Source organism: Nitrosospira multiformis ATCC 25196 (genome assembly GCF_000196355.1).
Classification (GTDB): Bacteria; Pseudomonadota; Gammaproteobacteria; order Burkholderiales; family Nitrosomonadaceae; genus Nitrosospira; species Nitrosospira multiformis.
The window spans coordinates 176,949-194,248 of record NC_007614.1 but is presented as its reverse complement, the minus strand read 5'-3'; the positions used below and the strand labels follow the sequence as shown (position 1 = coordinate 194,248).

Below are 17,300 nucleotides of genomic sequence, written 5' to 3'. Positions count from 1 at the left end.
CTCATTTGAGTCGATCTGATTTCTTCCGAAATCTCGTGACACCCGCCCTGTTATTCGCATTGCATATCCGCGAAAGAGCGGCTCCTGAAACGCGCAAATTCTACCACAGCAAAATGAGGCGTACAAGGAAGAAACATGATGCTGGCAAATAAAATCAATAATGACCCTATACTAAAAATCGTTATTTTCCCCTCTTGTAATTGTGGTGATTTTACCCTATTGGAATTGTGGAAATGCTTCACGGCGGAGGTAGAATATATTACCATGTCATCTCCCCGGTTTTTTTCTCCTTATGCGGATCGGGTAGCATCTGGCACTCTGGGCGTAACCCTGACAAGTGACCGGAAAAGGTGAAAAACCCGCCGATTTGCGAGACAGGGATCTGCGGGAAAACATGAAGGGGAAATGTGATCTCCCTTTCAGAGGGCTCCTTGGCGAACGTCGATAGGATCGTCTGTGGGACTTATGCGCAGGCTCCCTTATAATGCGTTATTTTCAACCCGCTATTTCGAGGTACAGAATGGCCGAGACAAGTACCAACATCAGGGCAAGCATGGCGCCCGAACTACAAACTTCCGGCTGGCTTAATACGCCGCACCCCCTGACGCTCGCTTCACTCCGAGGTAAGGTGGTTGTACTCCACACCTTCCAGATTTTCTGTCCCGGCTGCGTGCAGATGGGCATACCGCAAGCGCAAAGAATCCATCAGGAGTTTGATCCGAACCGTGTTGCAGTGATAGGACTGCATACTGTTTTCGAGCATCACGAGGTGATGGGGCGCGAGGCGCTCGAAGTGTTTGCCTATGAATACCGGCTACGCTTTCCGATCGGGATAGACAAATATGAGGGAACCGCGAAGGGCGTTCCGATGACCATGCGCGCCTATCAGATGCAGGGTACACCTACTCTCATCCTGATCGATAAAACAGGACATATCCGCTTGCATAAATTCGGCCATGTGAGCGATCTGACCGTAGGATTTTCGATTGGGGCGCTGCTGGCCGAAGAATTTGATGAGTCTGCAGTGATGGAATCATCTGCGAACGGGGGGGAAAATCCCGCTTGCGATACGGAAGGATGCAAGATCTGAGCGCATCCTGAATTTGCGCCGATCACGACCCTGTGTCACCTCTGCTTGACGCGGACCGCAAATCCATGAGAGAGGCGCTCCGTCCCGGATAATACTGGAGCGCCTGCCTGAAACCTGCCCCTACCCGTGATGCCCCCTCGTTTTATCGCTGGGCTTGACCCGCTCCGCAACCTCGGTGAGAACATTCGCGGCGGCTTGCCGCAAGGTGTCCGTGATGGCCTGGGTGAGATGAATACCTGCTTCGAGCTGGCTATAAGTGGTCGATTTCAATTGATGGTTGAGCGCCTCCAGTGCGTCTTTCAACTGAGAACCTACCGCAGTGCCGTTTCGCTTTGCATGGAGAATAATATCCCGCAAGGTAACCTCCACCAGGTCCTGTGCAGCCGAAGCGGATTCCTGCAAGGTTTCGAAAAAAAGATTCTCAATACTTTCAAGGTTGGCGCGCAGACGCGTCAACTCCTCTTTTGAAAACGTTTGCGCCCGGCCCGCGGCCTCTTCGAGTGTCAGTTTTGAGGCCGCCGCCAGTTGAGCCAATGCAGAATCCAGGCCGGCCACAGCATCTCTCACGGGGGACAAAGTCGTTTGCGCCTGGATAGAGGAAGATTGCAACTTCTGCTGCGCTCCTTCACGTACACCTTTCAGTACCGCCCCCATGACATGACGCAGTGAATCCTGGTCATGTCCTTGCCTGCTCAAAGCTTTTACCGTCAGATCCCGCACTTCTTGTTCTATATTCTCTCCTTGCGTCATCCTGCTGCGTACTTCAGCTTCGAGAGTCGATGTATCCTCGATTGCCGCATGAACATTTTCACTGCCAGGTACATTTTGCATGGTTAGCGAGCCTCTCCAATGGTAACAATGGTAAAAAGATACGTCTGATTGCCTTATGCGTTATGGGGCACAAGCCGCTCGGTTCCGCCCATATAGCCTTGCAAAACCTTGGGAATCGATACGCTGCCGTCTGCATTCTGGAAATTTTCCAGTATCGCCACCAGCGTCCGTCCCACCGCCAGACCCGACCCGTTGAGTGTGTGCAACAGTTCCGGCTTGCCTTTCTCATTGCGAAAACGTGCCTGCATGCGCCGTGCCTGGAATGCTTCACAGTTACTGCATGAGGAAATTTCCCGATAGGTGCCTTGCTGCGGTAACCATACTTCGATGTCGTACGTCTTGGCGGCGGCAAACCCCATGTCGGCCGTGCATAACGCCATCACCCGGTAAGGCAGTTTCAGCTTCTGAAGAATTGCTTCGGCATGGCCTGTCAGCTCTTCCAGCGCTTTATAGGAGTGTGCAGGATGGACAATTTGCACCAGTTCCACCTTCTCGAACTGATGCTGCCGGATCATTCCGCGAGTATCCCTGCCGTAGCTCCCCGCTTCGGAGCGAAAGCAGGGGGTATGCGCAGTAAGCTTGATAGGCAGCAATTCAGGATCGACGATGCGGTCACGCACGATGTTGCTCAGCGGAACCTCGGAAGTGGGAATCAAGTATAAGTCATCATCGTCCTGTCCTCCTTGCGGACTATTGCTATTCGATGGCAGCGTTGCAGCAACCGGCTGGTTTTCCAGGAAAGGTTCGGCTGTTTTTCTTCGTGGAACCTCGAACAAATCTTCCTTGAACTTCGGCAGCTGGCCGGTACCCCGCAAACTTTCCGCATTGACCAGATAGGGCACGTAGGTCTCTGTATACCCATGTTCGCGGACATGAACATCGAGCATGAATTGAGCCAGTGCGCGATGCAGGTGCGCAAGCGAGCCTGTCAGCAGGCTGAAGCGGGCGCCGCTGATCTTGGCAGCAGTGGGAAAATCCAGTAATCCCAGTCGCTCGCCTATGCTCACATGATCGGCCGGGCTGAAATCAAATGTGGGTGGAGTTCCCCAACGTCGCACTTCCCTGTTATCCGATTCGCTTCTGCCCTCCGGCACGCTGCTGTGCGGCAGGTTGGGTATTTGCAGCAGGATGTGCTGCAGCGCAGCCTGTACCTGATCCAGCCGGGATTCCGCCTGCTTCAGCTCATCACCCAGATGAGCGACCTCTGCGAGAATCGCGCTGGCATCTTCGCCCCTGCTCTTGGCATTGCCGATCTGCTTCGACGCGCCATTGCGGCGCGCTTGCAATTCCTGGGTGGAGGTTTGAAGATTTTTTCGTTCCGCTTCCAGGGCACTGAATTCAGCAAGAGGAAAAACGTAGTTACGCTCGGCAAGAAGCCTGGCAACGTGATCCAGTTGCGTACGTAACAGATGAATATCTAACATCTCGACTCCAAATCGACGCAGGTTCTATCTTATGATTCTTTTTTTGCCTGTTTGTCCAGCTCGCGCAGATACGCCAGTCTTTCGGATATTTTACTTTCGAATCCGCGGCTGGTTGGCCGGTAAAATTCAATTTCCGGCATTCCTTCCGGAAAATAATGTTCTCCCGCGGCATATGCATCGGGATCATCGTGCGCATAGCGGTAGTCGCGCCCGAATCCCATCTCCTTCATCAGGCGCGTGGGCGCGTTGCGCAAGTGTTCCGGAACCCTTCGCGACTTGTCTTCACCGATAAAAGAGCGGGTTTTATTATACGCAAGGTAAGCAGCATTGCTCTTGGGAGCGCAGGCAAGATACAGGGCCGCCTGCGCCAGGGCCAGTTCCCCCTCGGGACTACCCAGGCGTTCGTAAGTCTCCGAAGCATCCAGCGCAATACGCAGGGCGCGCGGGTCGGCCAGGCCGATATCTTCCACGGAGGCACGGATGAGGCGCCGGGCAATATAGCGCGGATCTGCGCCGGCATCCAGCATCCGGCACATCCAGTAAAGCGTGGCGTGCGGATGAGAGCCTCGCAGGGATTTATGCAGCGCCGAAATCTGGTCGTAAAATTCATCGCCGCCCTTATCAAACCGGCGCGCGGCGCGAGATAGCCTCTCACGGGCGTAATCCGCATCTATTCTTGATATTCCTTCAGCCGCCGCCGCAGTTTTTAGCTGTTCCAGAAGATTGAGCAAACGCCGCGCATCACCGTCGGCATATTCGATCAACAATGATCGCGCATCAGGGGTGAAATCCAGCTCAGCCAATGCCAGCTTCCTTGCCCGGTCGAACAGGGTACCCAGTTCGGTCGTGGACAAGGCAGTGAGCACATACACCTGGGCACGCGATAACAGGGCGCCGTTCACCTCGAATGAAGGGTTCTCGGTCGTGGCACCGATAAATGTTACCAATCCTTGTTCGACGAAGGGCAGAAACGCATCCTGTTGCGACTTGTTGAAGCGATGAACCTCATCCACGAACAGGATGGTATGGCGGCTGGACTGGTGCAAAACTGCACGTGCCCGTTCGATTGCGTCACGAATATCCTTGACCCCCGCTAGCACGGCAGACAGCGCAATGAATTCAGCGTCAAACGCCGACGCCATGAGGCGAGCCAGCGTGGTCTTGCCTGAGCCGGGCGGACCCCACAGTATCATTGAATGCGGCTTGCCGGACTCGAATGCAAGACGCAACGGTTTGCCGGGACCCAACAAATGAGGCTGCCCCACCACATCCTTCAATTCATGCGGACGCAACTGTTCCGCCAGGGGTGCAGCAGGTTGGGCCTGCGCGAACAGATCACTCACTGATCACGTCCACACCCGCCGGGGGACTGAATTTGAACAATTCCGGAGGAAGCTTGCGGTTTTGTTCCACACCCGAAAATTCGAATACGGTAACCTGGCCGAAATTATCATGCAATTCCATGACTCTAAGTATCCCCTCCAGGGTAAATCCGAGAAGCACCCGCTCAAATGTACTTTCCCGGGTTTTGGGTGTGGCTTCCACCCATTCGATGTTACCCTGCAGGCCGATTTCCAAAAGATGGAAATTCTTTTCGATATCATTGTTTCCGGCAAGCAGCGCGGCAGGACTGCTGCCAATGGCGGCATCCAGCTTTCGCACGGTTACCTGAGCAAGATCATGATCGTAAAACCAGATGCGCTCGCCGTCTCCAACGATCAATTGTTCGTAAGGCTTCTCGTATATCCAGCGGAATTTTCCGGGACGCTCGAATTGCATGGCACCGCTTGCTGTCTGCACTATGTGGCGACTTTTGTCGAGAACGGTTTGCGCAAAATCTGCGCGGACAGTCCGCGCATTCTCCATGAAGCTCTTGAGACTGCCGATTCCGGTTGCATGGGTTGTGGAAGTAAATAAAAGGAAAAAAAGGAAAACACAGAACTTTTCGGATAGCTTCATGATTTTGACTAGGGATTGGAACCAGGCAAAGAACAGGATCACGGTAATTATAAATAAGCCGCTCCCTCGTCGGGCAATTTAAGGCGATCTCTCGAAGTTCCACAATCGATGTCAGGCAACAGAGCATGAATAATGTCCCGTCACCGGGAACCAATGGTAAAGTAAAAAAGTCTATACATCGCTGGCGGCGGGGTTTTTGTTTTTAGTTCCAGTTTCCACTCCACGCCAACGAAATGGTGTAATGTTATCTCCAATGTGTATTTGTGTAATAGGAGGAAACGACATGGCAACAACGATGGGAACGTCGAGCCCGGCCAAGACGAGCGGCCGGGACTACGACATGTCGCTGTGGTATGACTCGAAGTGGTACAAGTTTGGCCTGATCACGATGCTGGCGGTAGCGATTTTCTGGATCTGGTACCAGCGCACGTTTGCCTACTCGCACGGGATGGACTCGATGGAGCCTGAGTTCGAGAAAGTGTGGATGGGATTGTGGCGAGTGCACATGATCGTGATGCCGCTGTTTGCGCTGATCACCTGGGGCTGGATCTGGAAGACGCGGGACACGAAAGAGCAGCTGGACAATCTTGATCCGAAGCTTGAAGTCAAGCGCTACTTCTACTGGATGATGTGGCTGGGTGTATATCTGTTCGGCGTGTACTGGGGCGGCAGCTTCTTTACCGAACAGGACGCCTCCTGGCACCAGGTCATCATCCGTGACACGAGCTTCACGCCAAGTCACGTAGTGGTGTTCTACGGCTCCTTCCCGATGTACATCGTCTGCGGGATAGCAAGCTACCTGTATGCGATGACGCGTCTGCCGCTGTATTCGCGCGGCACCTCGTTCCCGCTGGTCATGGCGATTGCAGGTCCGCTCATGATTCTGCCGAACGTAGGGTTGAACGAATGGGGTCACGCCTTCTGGTTCATGGAAGAACTGTTCAGCGCACCGCTGCACTGGGGCTTCGTGATTCTGGGCTGGTCGGGGCTGTTTGCAGGCGGGATTGCAGCGCAGATCATCACGCGCTACTCCAACCTGACGGACGTCGTCTGGAACGGCCAGAGCAAAGTCATCCTCAACAACCGCATCGTACCGTACGACAAGGCGTTTTAGGACTGACTCGCTGACACACGCATAAGCAGCAATAGCCGCATCGCCTCCAAACAGGAGAGCGATGTGGCCAACGTACTTACTCCCTGATAGTGTAGTAACGGGCAGCAGAGCTTCCTGCTTCTTGCCAAACCCCATGATTTTGTCCTGCGCTCCTTCCACTCATCCCGCTGTGGGATGAATAGAGCGTAGCGCAACCCATCAGTAAAAACGGATTACGGCTGATCGCCTCCGCCCCATTCTGCGTTCGCCTTGATTCCTTTGCCAACATCGTCCTCGCCGGTATCCTTTTATTCATTCCCCGCCGGAACCAGAATCTCCCGGTTGCCGTTGCTTTGCATGGCCGAGACCAGACCGGCGCGCTCCATTTCTTCAATCAACCGCGCAGCCCGGTTGTAACCGATGCGCAGGTGCCGCTGCACCAGGGAGATGGAAGCGCGTCGAGATCTGAGCACGATGGCGACGGCTTCATCGTAAAGCGGATCGCTCTCGCCGCCTTCCTGTCCCCCTACCCCGCCATTTCCGCTCCCGCCGCCTTCCTCATCCGATGCATCAAGCACACCGTCCACATACCGCGGCTCACCGTGTTCCTTGAGATACTCCACCACCCGATGCACTTCCTGATCGGCGACGAAAGCGCCGTGAACCCGTTGCGGATATCCGCTTCCGGGGGGCAGATAAAGCATGTCGCCCTGCCCGAGCAAGGCCTCCGCTCCCATCTGGTCCAGGATTGTGCGCGAGTCCACCTTGCTTGATACCTGAAAAGCTACCCGTGTGGGAATATTGGCTTTGATAAGTCCTGTGATCACATCCACGGAAGGCCGCTGAGTGGCGAGAAGCAGATGGACTCCCGCCGCCCGGGCCTTCTGGGCAAGCCGGGCAATCAACTCCTCCACTTTCTTGCCCACGACCATCATCAGATCCGCCAGCTCGTCTATCACCACGACAATCACCGGCATCTCCTCCAGCGGTTCCCGTGCTTCCGGGGTGAGGCTCAGCGGATTGAGGATGGGTTTCTCACTCTTGATCGCCTCACGGATTTTCTGGTTATAGCCCCCCAGATTACGGACCCCAAGCGCTGACATCAGCTTGTAGCGCCGTTCCATTTCGGCCACACCCCAGCGCAGGGCGCTGGCTGCCTGACGCATGTCGGTAACTACGGGAGCCAACAGGTGTGGAATGCCCTCATATACCGACAATTCAAGCATCTTCGGGTCCACCAGAATGAGACGCACCTGCTCGGGCGTAGCTTTGTAGAGCAGGCTAAGTAACATCGCATTGATTGCCACGGATTTGCCCGAGCCGGTCGTTCCCGCAACGAGCAAATGCGGCATCTTGGCCAGATCGGCCACTACCGGATGCCCGCCTATATCCTTGCCGAGGGCAATGGTCAGGGGCGATCCCATATCGGCATAAGCCTGTGAACTGAGAATTTCAGACAAGCGTACGACTTGCCGCTTGGGATTGGGGATTTCCAGACCCATACAGGTCTTCCCCGGAATGGTCTCGACGACACGGATGCTTACCACTGATAAGGATCGCGCCAGGTCTTTGACCAGATTGAGGATCTGGTTACCCTTCACCCCGACGGCAGGCTCAATCTCGTAGCGTGTAATGACGGGACCGGGATATGCCGCCACCACCTTGACCTCTACACCGAAATCCATCAGTTTCCGCTCGATCAGGCGGGAAGTGAATTCGAGTGTTTCCGTCGACAGAGTTTCCACTTCTTTCTTTGGCGGCTCATCGAGCAGGCGCAACGGCGGCAAAGTGGGATCAGGCAGGTCAGAAGAAAGGGGAGCCTGCTTTTGCCGGGTCACCTTGCGCGGCTTGGGAAGCGCGACAACCGGTTGTTCAATGTGTAAAGGCGGGTGTTCCAGCAAGCGCTTTTTTTCCACTTCCACCAGCTCTTCACGCCTGATGGCGGAAACGGCACCTACATGACGGTCCTGCCTGCTCCGCCAGCCACGGCCGATAAACAGGAAGACGCTTTCTATACTGCGCCAGACAAGCAGGAAAAAACCTTCTATCGAGGCGCCTATCTGCTCGATCAGGCGCAACCAGGATAACCCTGTAAATAAACTGAAACCGATTGCAATCAATATCAGGAGTGCCAACGTTGCGCCAGTAAAGCCCAGTACCTGGGACAGGCTCTTACTAAGCAGGAAACCCAGCACTCCTCCCGGCATCTGCGGCAAAACCACCTTGAGGGAGTAGAAACGCAGTGCTTCCATCCCACTGCTCGCAACGAGTAACAGCAGAAAGCCGATCATCGAAACAAACCACGGACGACGGTCGAATATGCTTCCATCGATGCGGCGATACATCCACCATACCAGGAAAAGGAAAAACAGCACTGACCACCAGGCGGAAACACCCAGCAAGTACAGCATCAGGTCGGACAGCCAAGCCCCTACCATGCCCCCAGGATTCTGGGCGGGCCCGTCGCCACTGTGCGACCACCCGGGATCGGCGCGCTCATATCCATAAAATATCAGCACCAGATAGAGCGCCACCCCCAGCAAGGCAAGACTCGCCGACTCCCGCAGGAGCCGAACGACCCTGGGCGGCAAAGGGTCGGGACTGATTTTTTTTGCCATTGGCTTGTTGACGAAGCTCATGGATATAGCAGCAGGAACGGTAACAACATGGATTATATAAGAGTTGGATGGGGGGTTAAAAATAAAACCACTCCAGCGGAATAAGCAACAGGAGGGTTTCTACCTCGCTTCTTATTCCATTGGAATAAATCTTCCTTCCTTGAGGCGGGTCACTTCTGGCCGGTCCGCTTCCGAAGAATTTCCTCGCAAGTTCGCCGTGCCTCTGGTAGCCGGCTCTTAATCCCTGTTCCGCTCTTCGACAGGCGTAGTTCCGAGCGCGGCTCGGCCCCTTCGACAGGCTGGGGGCAAACGGGAACAAGGGACTCAGGGTGAAGGCGATAAAAATATGAATCGGGAATCCGGCTTGCTGCGCTGAGCGCGCGCGAAAGAAGCTCCTGGCAGAAGCATTGAAAAGCTAATCTTCAATCGTGCCAGGCCAAGCGGCCTCAAGGGTCTCGTCCAAAATCTCGATCCAATGCTCGACCGGCAGCGCGGCTCCGCTGCGGATATGCATGAGGCAACCTATATTGGCAGTGGCAATCCGATCAGGATGGCCCGATTCGAGTGCCGTTACCTTGTTTTTCAGCAACTGCTGCGATAACTCCGGCTGCAGAATCGAATAGGTTCCCGCGGAGCCGCAGCAAAGATGCGCATCCGGCACATAGGTCAAATCAAAGCCGGCAGCAGCCAGAATCTTCTCCGCGACACCCCGGATGCGCATTCCGTGCTGTAAAGTGCAGGGAGAATGAAACGCGAGCTTCTGCCTGGGGTTTTCCCTGCTGGCAGTCGATTTACTGAGAAGAGAAACGAGCGCCGGCATCTCCGCTTCCACGATCTCGCTGATGTCCCTGGTCAATTCCGAGATGCGCGCGGCTTTTTCCGCGTATGCGGGATCATGGCGCAAAAGATGACCGTATTCTTCCACGGTCGCGCCGCAGCCGCTCGCAGTCATGACGATTGCTTCGACGCCCCTTGTTTCCTCCTTTGCTCCTTCTGTTGCCCGTCCCTTTGTCCCAGGCTTCATTCCCGGCTCTTTTTCAGGCTTGGGCGCGATATAGGGCCACCACGCATCCACGTTGCGGCGCATGTAATCCAATCCTTCCCTCTGGGCATTGAGATGGTAAGACACCGCCCCACAACACCCCGCATCCGGAGCGCTGATAAGTGATATGCCGAGCTTGTCCAGCACGCGTGCGGCAGCAGCATTGATATTGGGCGCCAGTGCCGGTTGAACGCAGCCCTGGAGCACGAGCATCCTGCGCTCGTGCCGAGCAGCGTGAAAGGGTCGGCTTTCTTCCATGGGGGCAGCAGGGATCGAATCCTTCAGACCATTTGGCAGCAAGGGGCGGACAGTCCGGCCCACTTTCAACAGTGATGCAAACAGGGTCGGGTTCGGCAATGCCTGCCGCAACACATATCGCATGCTTCCGGCAGCAAGGCTGCGCCCCACCTTCTTTTCGACAAGGCCCCGGCCGATATCCACCAGATGACCGTAACGCACGCCGGACGGGCAGGCTGTCTCGCAAGCGCGGCAGGTGAGGCAGCGGTCGAGATGCAATTGCGTCTTTTCCGTCACCGGCTCGCCTTCCAGCATCTGCTTCATCAGATAGATGCGCCCGCGCGGGCTATCGAGCTCGTCTCCCAGTAATTGATAAGTCGGACAGGTAGCCAGGCAGAAACCGCAATGAACGCAGGTTCGCAATATTGCCTCAGCTTCCTTTCCCTCGGGAGTATCCTTGATGAAATCAGCGAGATTGGTTTGCATTTATAGTTCGGGATATAGACGGCCCCGATTGAAAATACGCATCGGGTCAAATTTCTCCTTGAGCTGGCGGTGAATATTCATCATGGCCGGCGGAAGCGGATGAAACACAGCAGCAGCGGGAGTCCGGCTACGGAACAGAGTGGCATGTCCCCCGGCCTCCTTTGCGGTCTTGCGGACAAGTGTCTCCACAGCGTCGTTATCCATCTCTGCATCGACAGAGAGCCATCGCACCGCACCCCCCCACTCGATCAACTGTTTTCCAGGCAAGGACAGAGGAGCGGTGGTCGATTTAATGGACAAGCGCCAAAGTTGCTTTCCTGATCGAAAAAAAGGATGTACCTGCTCCCGTATCGACTTCCAGAAAGACGAATTTTCGACAATTTCCTCTCCTCCCAATACCGCGCGCGCCGCACGCACTGCGGAAGTTGCGCCGGATAACCTTACAGTGAGCTCACCCTCGCAGAAACAGGTTGCTGAAACCGGCAGGGGCTTGCCTGCCCAGCGATTCATGGTCTCAATGGCTACGGCTTCATTCATCGATAAACGCAGCGTGCGTTCCTCTGCGGGCAGGGGAAGCACTTTCAGGGAAACTTCCAGCAATAATCCCAATGTGCCCAGGGAACCCGCCATTAAACGTGGGATGTCATAACCAGCCACGTTCTTCATTACCCGGCCGCCAAAACTCAAGTCATCCCCTCTGCCATCCAGCATGCGCACCCCCAGCACGAAGTCTCGTACGGCGCCTGCCGAGGCGCGGCGTGGCCCGGATAAGCCTGCCGCGATACAGCCGCCAAGGGTGGCGCCCGCCCCGAAATGCGGTGGCTCGAACGCAAGCATCTGACCCCGACCATTCAATTCGGTTTCCAGTTGCGCCAGGGGGGTGCCCGTCCGCGCGGTCACGACCAGTTCGGTGGGTTCGTAATCCACTATACCCGCAAAAGCCGTGGGATCGAGAATGCCTTCGGGCGCGACGTCTCGTCCTTTGTCCTGCTGGCCATAAAAATCCTTGGTGCCGCCGCTGCGGATACGTAGCGGCACGTTACTCGCCGCAGCGGCGCGAATGGTCGCCGCAAGCTGATCAACGATTTCCTGCATACTGCGTCAGCCTGTAAGACCGTGAAGAGTATATGAAATGGACATGACTTCAAAATCTCGGCAATTCGGGGAATTTCTCTTTGCCCCGATGCACGTGCATCGCCCCCTGCTCGGCACAGCGCCGCAGGGTAGGTATGGCTTTTCCGGGATTCAATAAGCTCGCGGGATCAAAAGCCGCCTTTACCGCATGAAACATTTCCAGCTCACCTGTCTTGAACTGGGAACACATCTGATTGATTTTTTCAATGCCGACGCCATGCTCGCCAGTAATGGTTCCCCCAGCCTCTATGCACATCCTGAGTATTTTTGCCCCGAATTCCTCTGTCAACTCCAGTTCTCCCGGATGATTGGCATCGTAAAGAATCAGCGGATGCAGATTGCCGTCACCCGCATGAAATACATTCATGCAACGCAGGCCGTATTCGGCAGAAAGCGCTTCGATTCCGGTCAGCACGCTCGCAAGATTCTTGCGCGGGATGGTGCCATCCATGCAATAGTAATCAGGGGAAACCCGGCCTGCGGCAGGAAAAGCCGCCTTCCGCCCCGCCCAGAACCGAGCGCGTTCGGCTTCGTCGCGGGATATCCTGACTTCCGTCGCACCGCTCTGCCGCATAATCTCGTTGATGCGTTCGATCTCCTCCGCCACCTCTTCCTCCGCGCCGTCGGATTCGCATAACAGGATCGCAGCCGCTTCGACGTTATAGCCGGCGTGGACATACTCTTCCACTGCCCCGGTCGTGATCTTGTCCATCATTTCCATTCCGGCCGGGATGATGCCGGCGCCGATCACATTCGCCACTGCATTCCCCGCGTCCCGGATGTCGTCAAACGACGCCAGGACAACCTGGGCTTTCTCCGGGCGGGGAGTCAGTTTCACCGTCACCTCGGTCACGATACCCAGCATGCCTTCGCTGCCCGTCATGAGCGCCAGCAGGTCGTACCCAGGAGCGTCCAGCCCATCGGCACCCATTTCGAGAAGCTCGCCTTCAATAGTCAAAACACGCAGTTTGAGGATGTTGTGCACTGTCAGTCCGTATTTCAGGCAGTGCACACCTCCGGAATTTTCCGCCACGTTACCCCCGATGGAGCAGGCAATCTGGGAGGAAGGATCAGGCGCGTAATACAGTCCGTAAGGGGCTGCAGCTTCGCTGATCGCAAGGTTGCGTACGCCTGGCTGCACCCTTGCCGTACGCGCTGCCGGATCGATCTCCAGTATGTTTTTCAGCTTCGCCAGCGACAACAGCACTCCCTGCGGATGCGGCAAGGCACCGCCGGAGAGACCAGTGCCCGCACCGCGGGCGACCACCGGAATCTTCAGTGCATCACAGATTTTTAAAATTCCCGCCACTTCATCTTCAGTCCGCGGCAGCGCCACGATCATGGGCGTTTGCCGATAAGCGGACAGGCCATCGCACTCGTACGGCCTCACGTCTTCGGTCTCATGCAGCACCGATTCCGCGGGCAGAAAGGTCCGAAGCTTTTTTACAAGTTCGAGAGCGTCATTCATACGGTTCATTGCCGCCAATTCAACTCATGATTCATCATGCGAGCCTTCGATGGTCTCGATCTCATGATTCGCCAGTTTTTCCAGCATCCGTACCAGGGCCGAACTATCCCATCCGGCCCCGCCATGCGCGATGCACGCATTCAGCAATTCCTGAACAGTCGCCGTACCGGGCAGGCTCACGCCCAGTGTACGGGCATGGGACAAAGCAAGGCCCAGATCCTTCCGGTGCAGCTCGACGCGAAATCCCGGCTCAAACGCGCGCTCGATCATGCGCTCGCCGTGTACTTCCAGCACGCGGGAATAAGCGAAACCGCCCATTAATGCCTGGCGCACTTTCCGCACATCGGCCCCCGCTTTCGAGGCGAATAGCAAACCTTCACCCACCGCTTCGATAGTAAGCGCGGCGATGATCTGATTGGCAAGCTTGCAGACCTGGCCCGTGCCAGTGGGACCGATCAGGGTTATCGTTTTACCCATAAACTCGAGAACCGGCTTCACCTGCACGAAGGCCGAAGAAGTGGCGCCGACCATGATGGTGAGAGTGCCGTTCCGGGCGCCGATATCTCCGCCTGAAACGGGGGCATCCACGTACTCGCACCCAAGCTCATTGATTTCAGCGGCGAATTTCCGCGTCTCAACTGGCGAGATGGTACTCATGTCCATCACGATCCCGCCTTTACTTCGCCCCGCGCTCAATCCCTCCGCCACCCCCTTGTCACCGAACAGCACCCGCTCCACATCCCCCGTGTCCGGAAGCATGGTAATGATAAGGTCAGCGTTCTGCGCGACTTCAGCCGGCGAAGAACACGCTTGTCCCCCCTGCGTGAGCAATTCTCCCGGCACGCCGCTGCGGGAATGCAGAAATAAGGTATGACCGCCCCTGAGCAGATGGCTCGCCATTGGCTTACCCATGATGCCAAGACCGATGAAACCAATTTTCGTTCTGCCCGTCATACCCGTGCCTATGCGGTGACCGCGTCAGTGATTATTCACCTTCGCTCCTCGTTTTCTGCCCCGATTTTCGCATGAGTCTGAGCCGGTCTGGTGTAAACTTTCGATGTCTGACGGAAATGGCAGGAAACACGAGCCTATTCATCTCAAATTTTTTCTCCATGGTCTGGAGCAAAAGCATTATTGGCAGGTTGGAATTTTCCAGCACATCAAGAATCAAATCGACATTTTGGAGAATCCACCCCTGGAGCAGAATGATTGCATTTCAAAAATATCGTAGCAACTCTTACCGTATCATCCCGGGCGATACGGTTCCTCACACGGAAGCATTGAACGCAGCGCGAATCGAAACCGGAGCAGCCTCAGCAACACATCGCAGTACGAGCAGCAACGTCAACAGGGCAAAAACTCAAGCATGAGCACACCACCAATCGTCATTATTGGCAGCGGCATTGGCGGCTACACGGTCGCCCGGGAATTCCGCAAGCTGGATACTACAACGCCCGTTCTGATCATTTCCGCAGATCACGGCGGCTTCTATTCCAAGCCGATGCTTTCGAATGCCCTGGCGACAGGCAAAACACCTGCCTCCATAGTCACCGCAAGCGCCGAGAAAATGGCCGAGCAGCTTAAGCTGACAATCCGCCCTTATAGCCGCGTAAGTGCTATTGATCCATCCAGCAAAACAATAACTCTACAGGATGGAGAGAAAGTTTCCTACAGCAAACTCGTTCTGGCCATGGGGGCCGATCCCATCCGCTTGCCGCTGGAAGGAGAGGGTGCGAAGGACATTCTTTCGGTCAACGATCTGGAGGATTACCAACGGCTACGCGACGCCCTGGGAGGAAAAAAGGATGTCACCATCCTTGGGGCCGGTCTGATCGGCTGTGAATTTGCAAATGATCTGGCGACAGCAGGTTATCGGGTAAGGGTAATCGATATCAGTGTCCATCCCCTGGGTCGGCTTCTGCCGCAGGCTGGAGGCGCTTTCATGCAACACAGGCTCGAAGCCGCGGGTGTCGTTTTTCACCTGGGCGCCACCGCCGAATACGTGGAACGGATCCATGAAAGTTTTCGCCTGACTCTTGCCAGCGGAGAAACGCTGCAGACCGAGATCGTGCTCTCCGCCGTCGGGCTGCGTCCCCGCATCCATCTCGCGCAGGCTGCAGGGTTGGGGGTGAACCGCGGAATAGTGGTAAATCGCTCCTTGCAGACGCACAATGAGCATATTTACGCGTTAGGCGATTGTGCAGAGGTGGAAGGCAGAGTTTTACCCTTCGTCATGCCGATCATGCATGCCGCCCGCGGGCTGGCACCGACTCTCGCTGAAACTCCCACTCCGATACGTTACCCGGCGATGCCTGTCCTGGTTAAAACACCAGCCTGCCCGGCCGTGGTATCGCCACCCGCAGCCGGCGCCCAGGGCGAATGGCTAGTGGAGGAAGATGAAAGCGGCGTGAAGGCCCTGTACAAAACCGCCGAGGGAAAACTGCTCGGCTATGCCCTGCTGGGAGCGTCAACCAAGGAAAAGAATGCTCTGGCTGCCGAGTTGCCGGCGGTAATGGAGTAGGCGGTGATCATACTTTAGGCTGAATCTCGGGGGCAGGCACCTCCCCTCTCTGCATCACTAGCTCTGGCTCTGGCCTTGGCTCTGGCTCTGATACACCCGAGTCTATCCACAACTGTTCCAATTGCGGTTGCAGAACCTTTATAGAGAACTTGGACTCGATCTTGTGCCTTCCTCTTTCTCCGAATTCCCGGCGAAGGGATGGTGCGGCAAGCAGACGCGCTAACGCATGTGCGAGTCCTACGATATCACCGGAATTTACCAGTAGGCCCTCTTGTCCTTCCGTTACCACCTCGGGTATGCCCCCCACAGGGGTGGTTACAATGGGAATTCCCCAGGACATTGCTTCCAGGATCGCCATAGGCACCCCTTCGTGGTACGAAGGAAGTACAAAGATAGCTGCTCGAGCGAGCAAATGATCTTTTTCTGCTTTGCCAAGCCACCCCGCAAACAGAATCTTGTCACTGACACCCAGCTCTTCCGACAACATCTGCGCCCGCTGGAGTTCGCCGTCGCCTCCGATAATTAACCTGAAATTTTCGCTCAGTAACGCTACCGCTCGGATCAGGTCAAATGTACCTTTACGCTTACCGACATGACCAAGAAATAATATAAGAGGAGGATCACATAGCGCGTTGCTACTTTCTTCCATCTCTTTCTCGCGCAACCTCGCAGCAGGTAGCGGTACGGAGTTAAAAAGAATTACTGTACGTGCAGCAGGAGAAATCTTCTTAATATCTTTAGCCCAACCTTGAGATAAGGCAATAACATATAGCGCCCGCGATAGCAGAAATCTGATTAACCTCTTTCTACGTTCTCCGCACTCATGCTCAAAAAAATCAACGAAATTCGGGCTGTGCAAGTGAATGAGATAGGGGACCCGAAACACCATCCCCATCAGCAGAAAAAGTGACTTTCTCCATGTGCTTGCCCTTGAGGACATATGCACATGAAGCAATCCGATCCGGCCAGTAACCAGCATGCAGAGTAACTGTTGCATCGCTACTCCTGCCGCACATGCTTTTGCAAATCCCGAGCCCTGCACATGCGTCACTACATATTTGACCTTCCATTTCTTCAGGACACCGCAATCTCCGTAGTTGCCGACCACAGTCGCGATTCCGCCATGTCCTTCAGGCGATGTTCCGAGCATTATGATTGTCTTGTGCTTTTCTTTTTTTATCATAATCGATTCAACTCAACGGGAAGGGAACAAACAGGCTCATAGGCATTTTCTAGTGGCAGGAATCCATGGGCGCATGGGCTGGCTGAATGCCTATTGATATTTCCCCGATGGCATCAATCCAGGGTAAGCAAGCATCGCATTCCGGGGGGCATACCCAGTGCCCACAGGCCCTCCAGCCGCCGGGGCTATGCCAATGATTGTTTTTTTATTTTTC

General features: G+C 55.4%; 13 protein-coding genes. 3 read left to right on the top strand and 10 right to left on the bottom strand.

Features of this window, described 5'->3' with window-relative positions:
- Positions 1 to 520: 520 nt before the first annotated feature.
- A complete protein-coding gene (locus tag NMUL_RS00950) occupies positions 521 to 1,090 on the top strand; it encodes a peroxiredoxin family protein (protein WP_011379544.1) in 570 nt (189 codons plus the stop codon).
- A 120-nt stretch (positions 1,091 to 1,210) separates the two neighbouring features.
- Here NMUL_RS00950 and NMUL_RS00945 read toward each other — a convergent pair whose 3' ends face one another.
- Genes NMUL_RS00945 through lolA form a run of 4 tightly spaced genes read right to left on the bottom strand, consistent with a single transcriptional unit; the run spans position 1,211 to position 5,304 of the window.
- Positions 1,211 to 1,921 (bottom strand): DUF6781 family protein, encoded by a 711-nt coding sequence (locus NMUL_RS00945; RefSeq protein WP_011379543.1) that lies wholly within the window; start codon positions 1,919 to 1,921, stop codon positions 1,211 to 1,213.
- Positions 1,922 to 1,974: 53 nt separating this feature from the next.
- On the bottom strand, positions 1,975 to 3,345 hold the full coding sequence (serS, locus tag NMUL_RS00940) for a serine--tRNA ligase (protein WP_011379542.1): 1,371 nt from the start codon (positions 3,343 to 3,345) through the stop codon (positions 1,975 to 1,977).
- 29 nt (positions 3,346 to 3,374) lie between these two features.
- The gene (locus NMUL_RS00935) at positions 3,375 to 4,688 is read right to left on the bottom strand and encodes a replication-associated recombination protein A (protein ID WP_011379541.1); all 1,314 of its coding nucleotides are present in this window, start codon (positions 4,686 to 4,688) and stop codon (positions 3,375 to 3,377) included.
- Positions 4,681 to 5,304: an outer membrane lipoprotein periplasmic chaperone LolA gene (lolA, locus tag NMUL_RS00930; protein ID WP_011379540.1), complete on the bottom strand. Its 624-nt coding sequence runs from the start codon at positions 5,302 to 5,304 to the stop codon at positions 4,681 to 4,683. Before lolA ends, NMUL_RS00935 begins: the two co-directional genes overlap by 8 nt.
- A gap of 283 nt (positions 5,305 to 5,587) precedes the next feature.
- Here lolA and NMUL_RS00925 point away from each other — a divergent pair, with 283 nt between their 5' ends.
- Positions 5,588 to 6,418, top strand: coding sequence for a methane monooxygenase/ammonia monooxygenase subunit C (locus tag NMUL_RS00925; protein ID WP_011379539.1), 831 nt, complete (start codon positions 5,588 to 5,590; stop codon positions 6,416 to 6,418).
- Between the two features lie 287 nt (positions 6,419 to 6,705).
- Here the strand turns inward: NMUL_RS00925 and NMUL_RS00920 are convergent, their stop codons facing one another.
- From NMUL_RS00920 to NMUL_RS00900, 5 genes are all read right to left on the bottom strand, one after another.
- Positions 6,706 to 9,036, bottom strand: coding sequence for a DNA translocase FtsK (locus NMUL_RS00920; RefSeq protein WP_011379538.1), 2,331 nt, complete (start codon positions 9,034 to 9,036; stop codon positions 6,706 to 6,708).
- A gap of 394 nt (positions 9,037 to 9,430) precedes the next feature.
- Positions 9,431 to 10,780 (bottom strand): glycolate oxidase subunit GlcF, encoded by a 1,350-nt coding sequence (glcF, locus tag NMUL_RS00915; protein WP_011379537.1) that lies wholly within the window; start codon positions 10,778 to 10,780, stop codon positions 9,431 to 9,433.
- Positions 10,781 to 11,875 carry a glycolate oxidase subunit GlcE gene (gene glcE, locus NMUL_RS00910; protein ID WP_011379536.1) on the bottom strand — a complete coding sequence of 365 codons (1,095 nt, stop codon included), beginning with the start codon at positions 11,873 to 11,875 and terminating at the stop codon, positions 10,781 to 10,783.
- A 49-nt stretch (positions 11,876 to 11,924) separates the two neighbouring features.
- Positions 11,925 to 13,382, bottom strand: coding sequence for an FAD-linked oxidase C-terminal domain-containing protein (locus tag NMUL_RS00905; RefSeq protein WP_011379535.1), 1,458 nt, complete (start codon positions 13,380 to 13,382; stop codon positions 11,925 to 11,927).
- A gap of 24 nt (positions 13,383 to 13,406) precedes the next feature.
- Positions 13,407 to 14,336 (bottom strand): 2-hydroxy-3-oxopropionate reductase, encoded by a 930-nt coding sequence (locus tag NMUL_RS00900; RefSeq protein ID WP_011379534.1) that lies wholly within the window; start codon positions 14,334 to 14,336, stop codon positions 13,407 to 13,409.
- 412 nt (positions 14,337 to 14,748) lie between these two features.
- Between NMUL_RS00900 and NMUL_RS00895 the strand changes: the two genes are divergently transcribed.
- Positions 14,749 to 15,903, top strand: a complete 1,155-nt coding sequence (locus tag NMUL_RS00895; RefSeq protein ID WP_011379533.1) for an NAD(P)/FAD-dependent oxidoreductase — start codon at positions 14,749 to 14,751, stop codon at positions 15,901 to 15,903.
- Positions 15,904 to 15,910: 7 nt separating this feature from the next.
- Here the strand turns inward: NMUL_RS00895 and NMUL_RS00890 are convergent, their stop codons facing one another.
- Complete coding sequence (locus tag NMUL_RS00890; protein WP_011379532.1) at positions 15,911 to 17,086, bottom strand: glycosyltransferase family 4 protein; 1,176 nt, start codon at positions 17,084 to 17,086, stop codon at positions 15,911 to 15,913.
- Between the last annotated feature and the right edge of the window lie 214 nt (positions 17,087 to 17,300).

Excerpts from the sequence above, each read along its gene's own strand:
- NMUL_RS00920 (WP_011379538.1), bottom strand. The coding sequence starts at position 9,036 with ATGAGCTTCGTCAACAAGCCAATGGCAAAAAAAATCAGTCCCGACCCT.
- serS (WP_011379542.1), bottom strand. The coding sequence starts at position 3,345 with ATGTTAGATATTCATCTGTTACGTACGCAACTGGATCACGTTGCCAGG.
- NMUL_RS00945 (WP_011379543.1), bottom strand. The coding sequence starts at position 1,921 with ATGCAAAATGTACCTGGCAGTGAAAATGTTCATGCGGCAATCGAGGAT.
- NMUL_RS00895 (WP_011379533.1), top strand. The coding sequence starts at position 14,749 with ATGAGCACACCACCAATCGTCATTATTGGCAGCGGCATTGGCGGCTAC.
- NMUL_RS00950 (WP_011379544.1), top strand. The coding sequence starts at position 521 with ATGGCCGAGACAAGTACCAACATCAGGGCAAGCATGGCGCCCGAACTA.
- glcE (WP_011379536.1), bottom strand. The coding sequence starts at position 11,875 with ATGCAGGAAATCGTTGATCAGCTTGCGGCGACCATTCGCGCCGCTGCG.
- NMUL_RS00925 (WP_011379539.1), top strand. The coding sequence starts at position 5,588 with ATGGCAACAACGATGGGAACGTCGAGCCCGGCCAAGACGAGCGGCCGG.
- NMUL_RS00905 (WP_011379535.1), bottom strand. The coding sequence starts at position 13,382 with ATGAATGACGCTCTCGAACTTGTAAAAAAGCTTCGGACCTTTCTGCCC.
- NMUL_RS00890 (WP_011379532.1), bottom strand. The coding sequence starts at position 17,086 with ATGATAAAAAAAGAAAAGCACAAGACAATCATAATGCTCGGAACATCG.
- lolA (WP_011379540.1), bottom strand. The coding sequence starts at position 5,304 with ATGAAGCTATCCGAAAAGTTCTGTGTTTTCCTTTTTTTCCTTTTATTT.
- NMUL_RS00900 (WP_011379534.1), bottom strand. The coding sequence starts at position 14,336 with ATGACGGGCAGAACGAAAATTGGTTTCATCGGTCTTGGCATCATGGGT.
- glcF (WP_011379537.1), bottom strand. The coding sequence starts at position 10,780 with ATGCAAACCAATCTCGCTGATTTCATCAAGGATACTCCCGAGGGAAAG.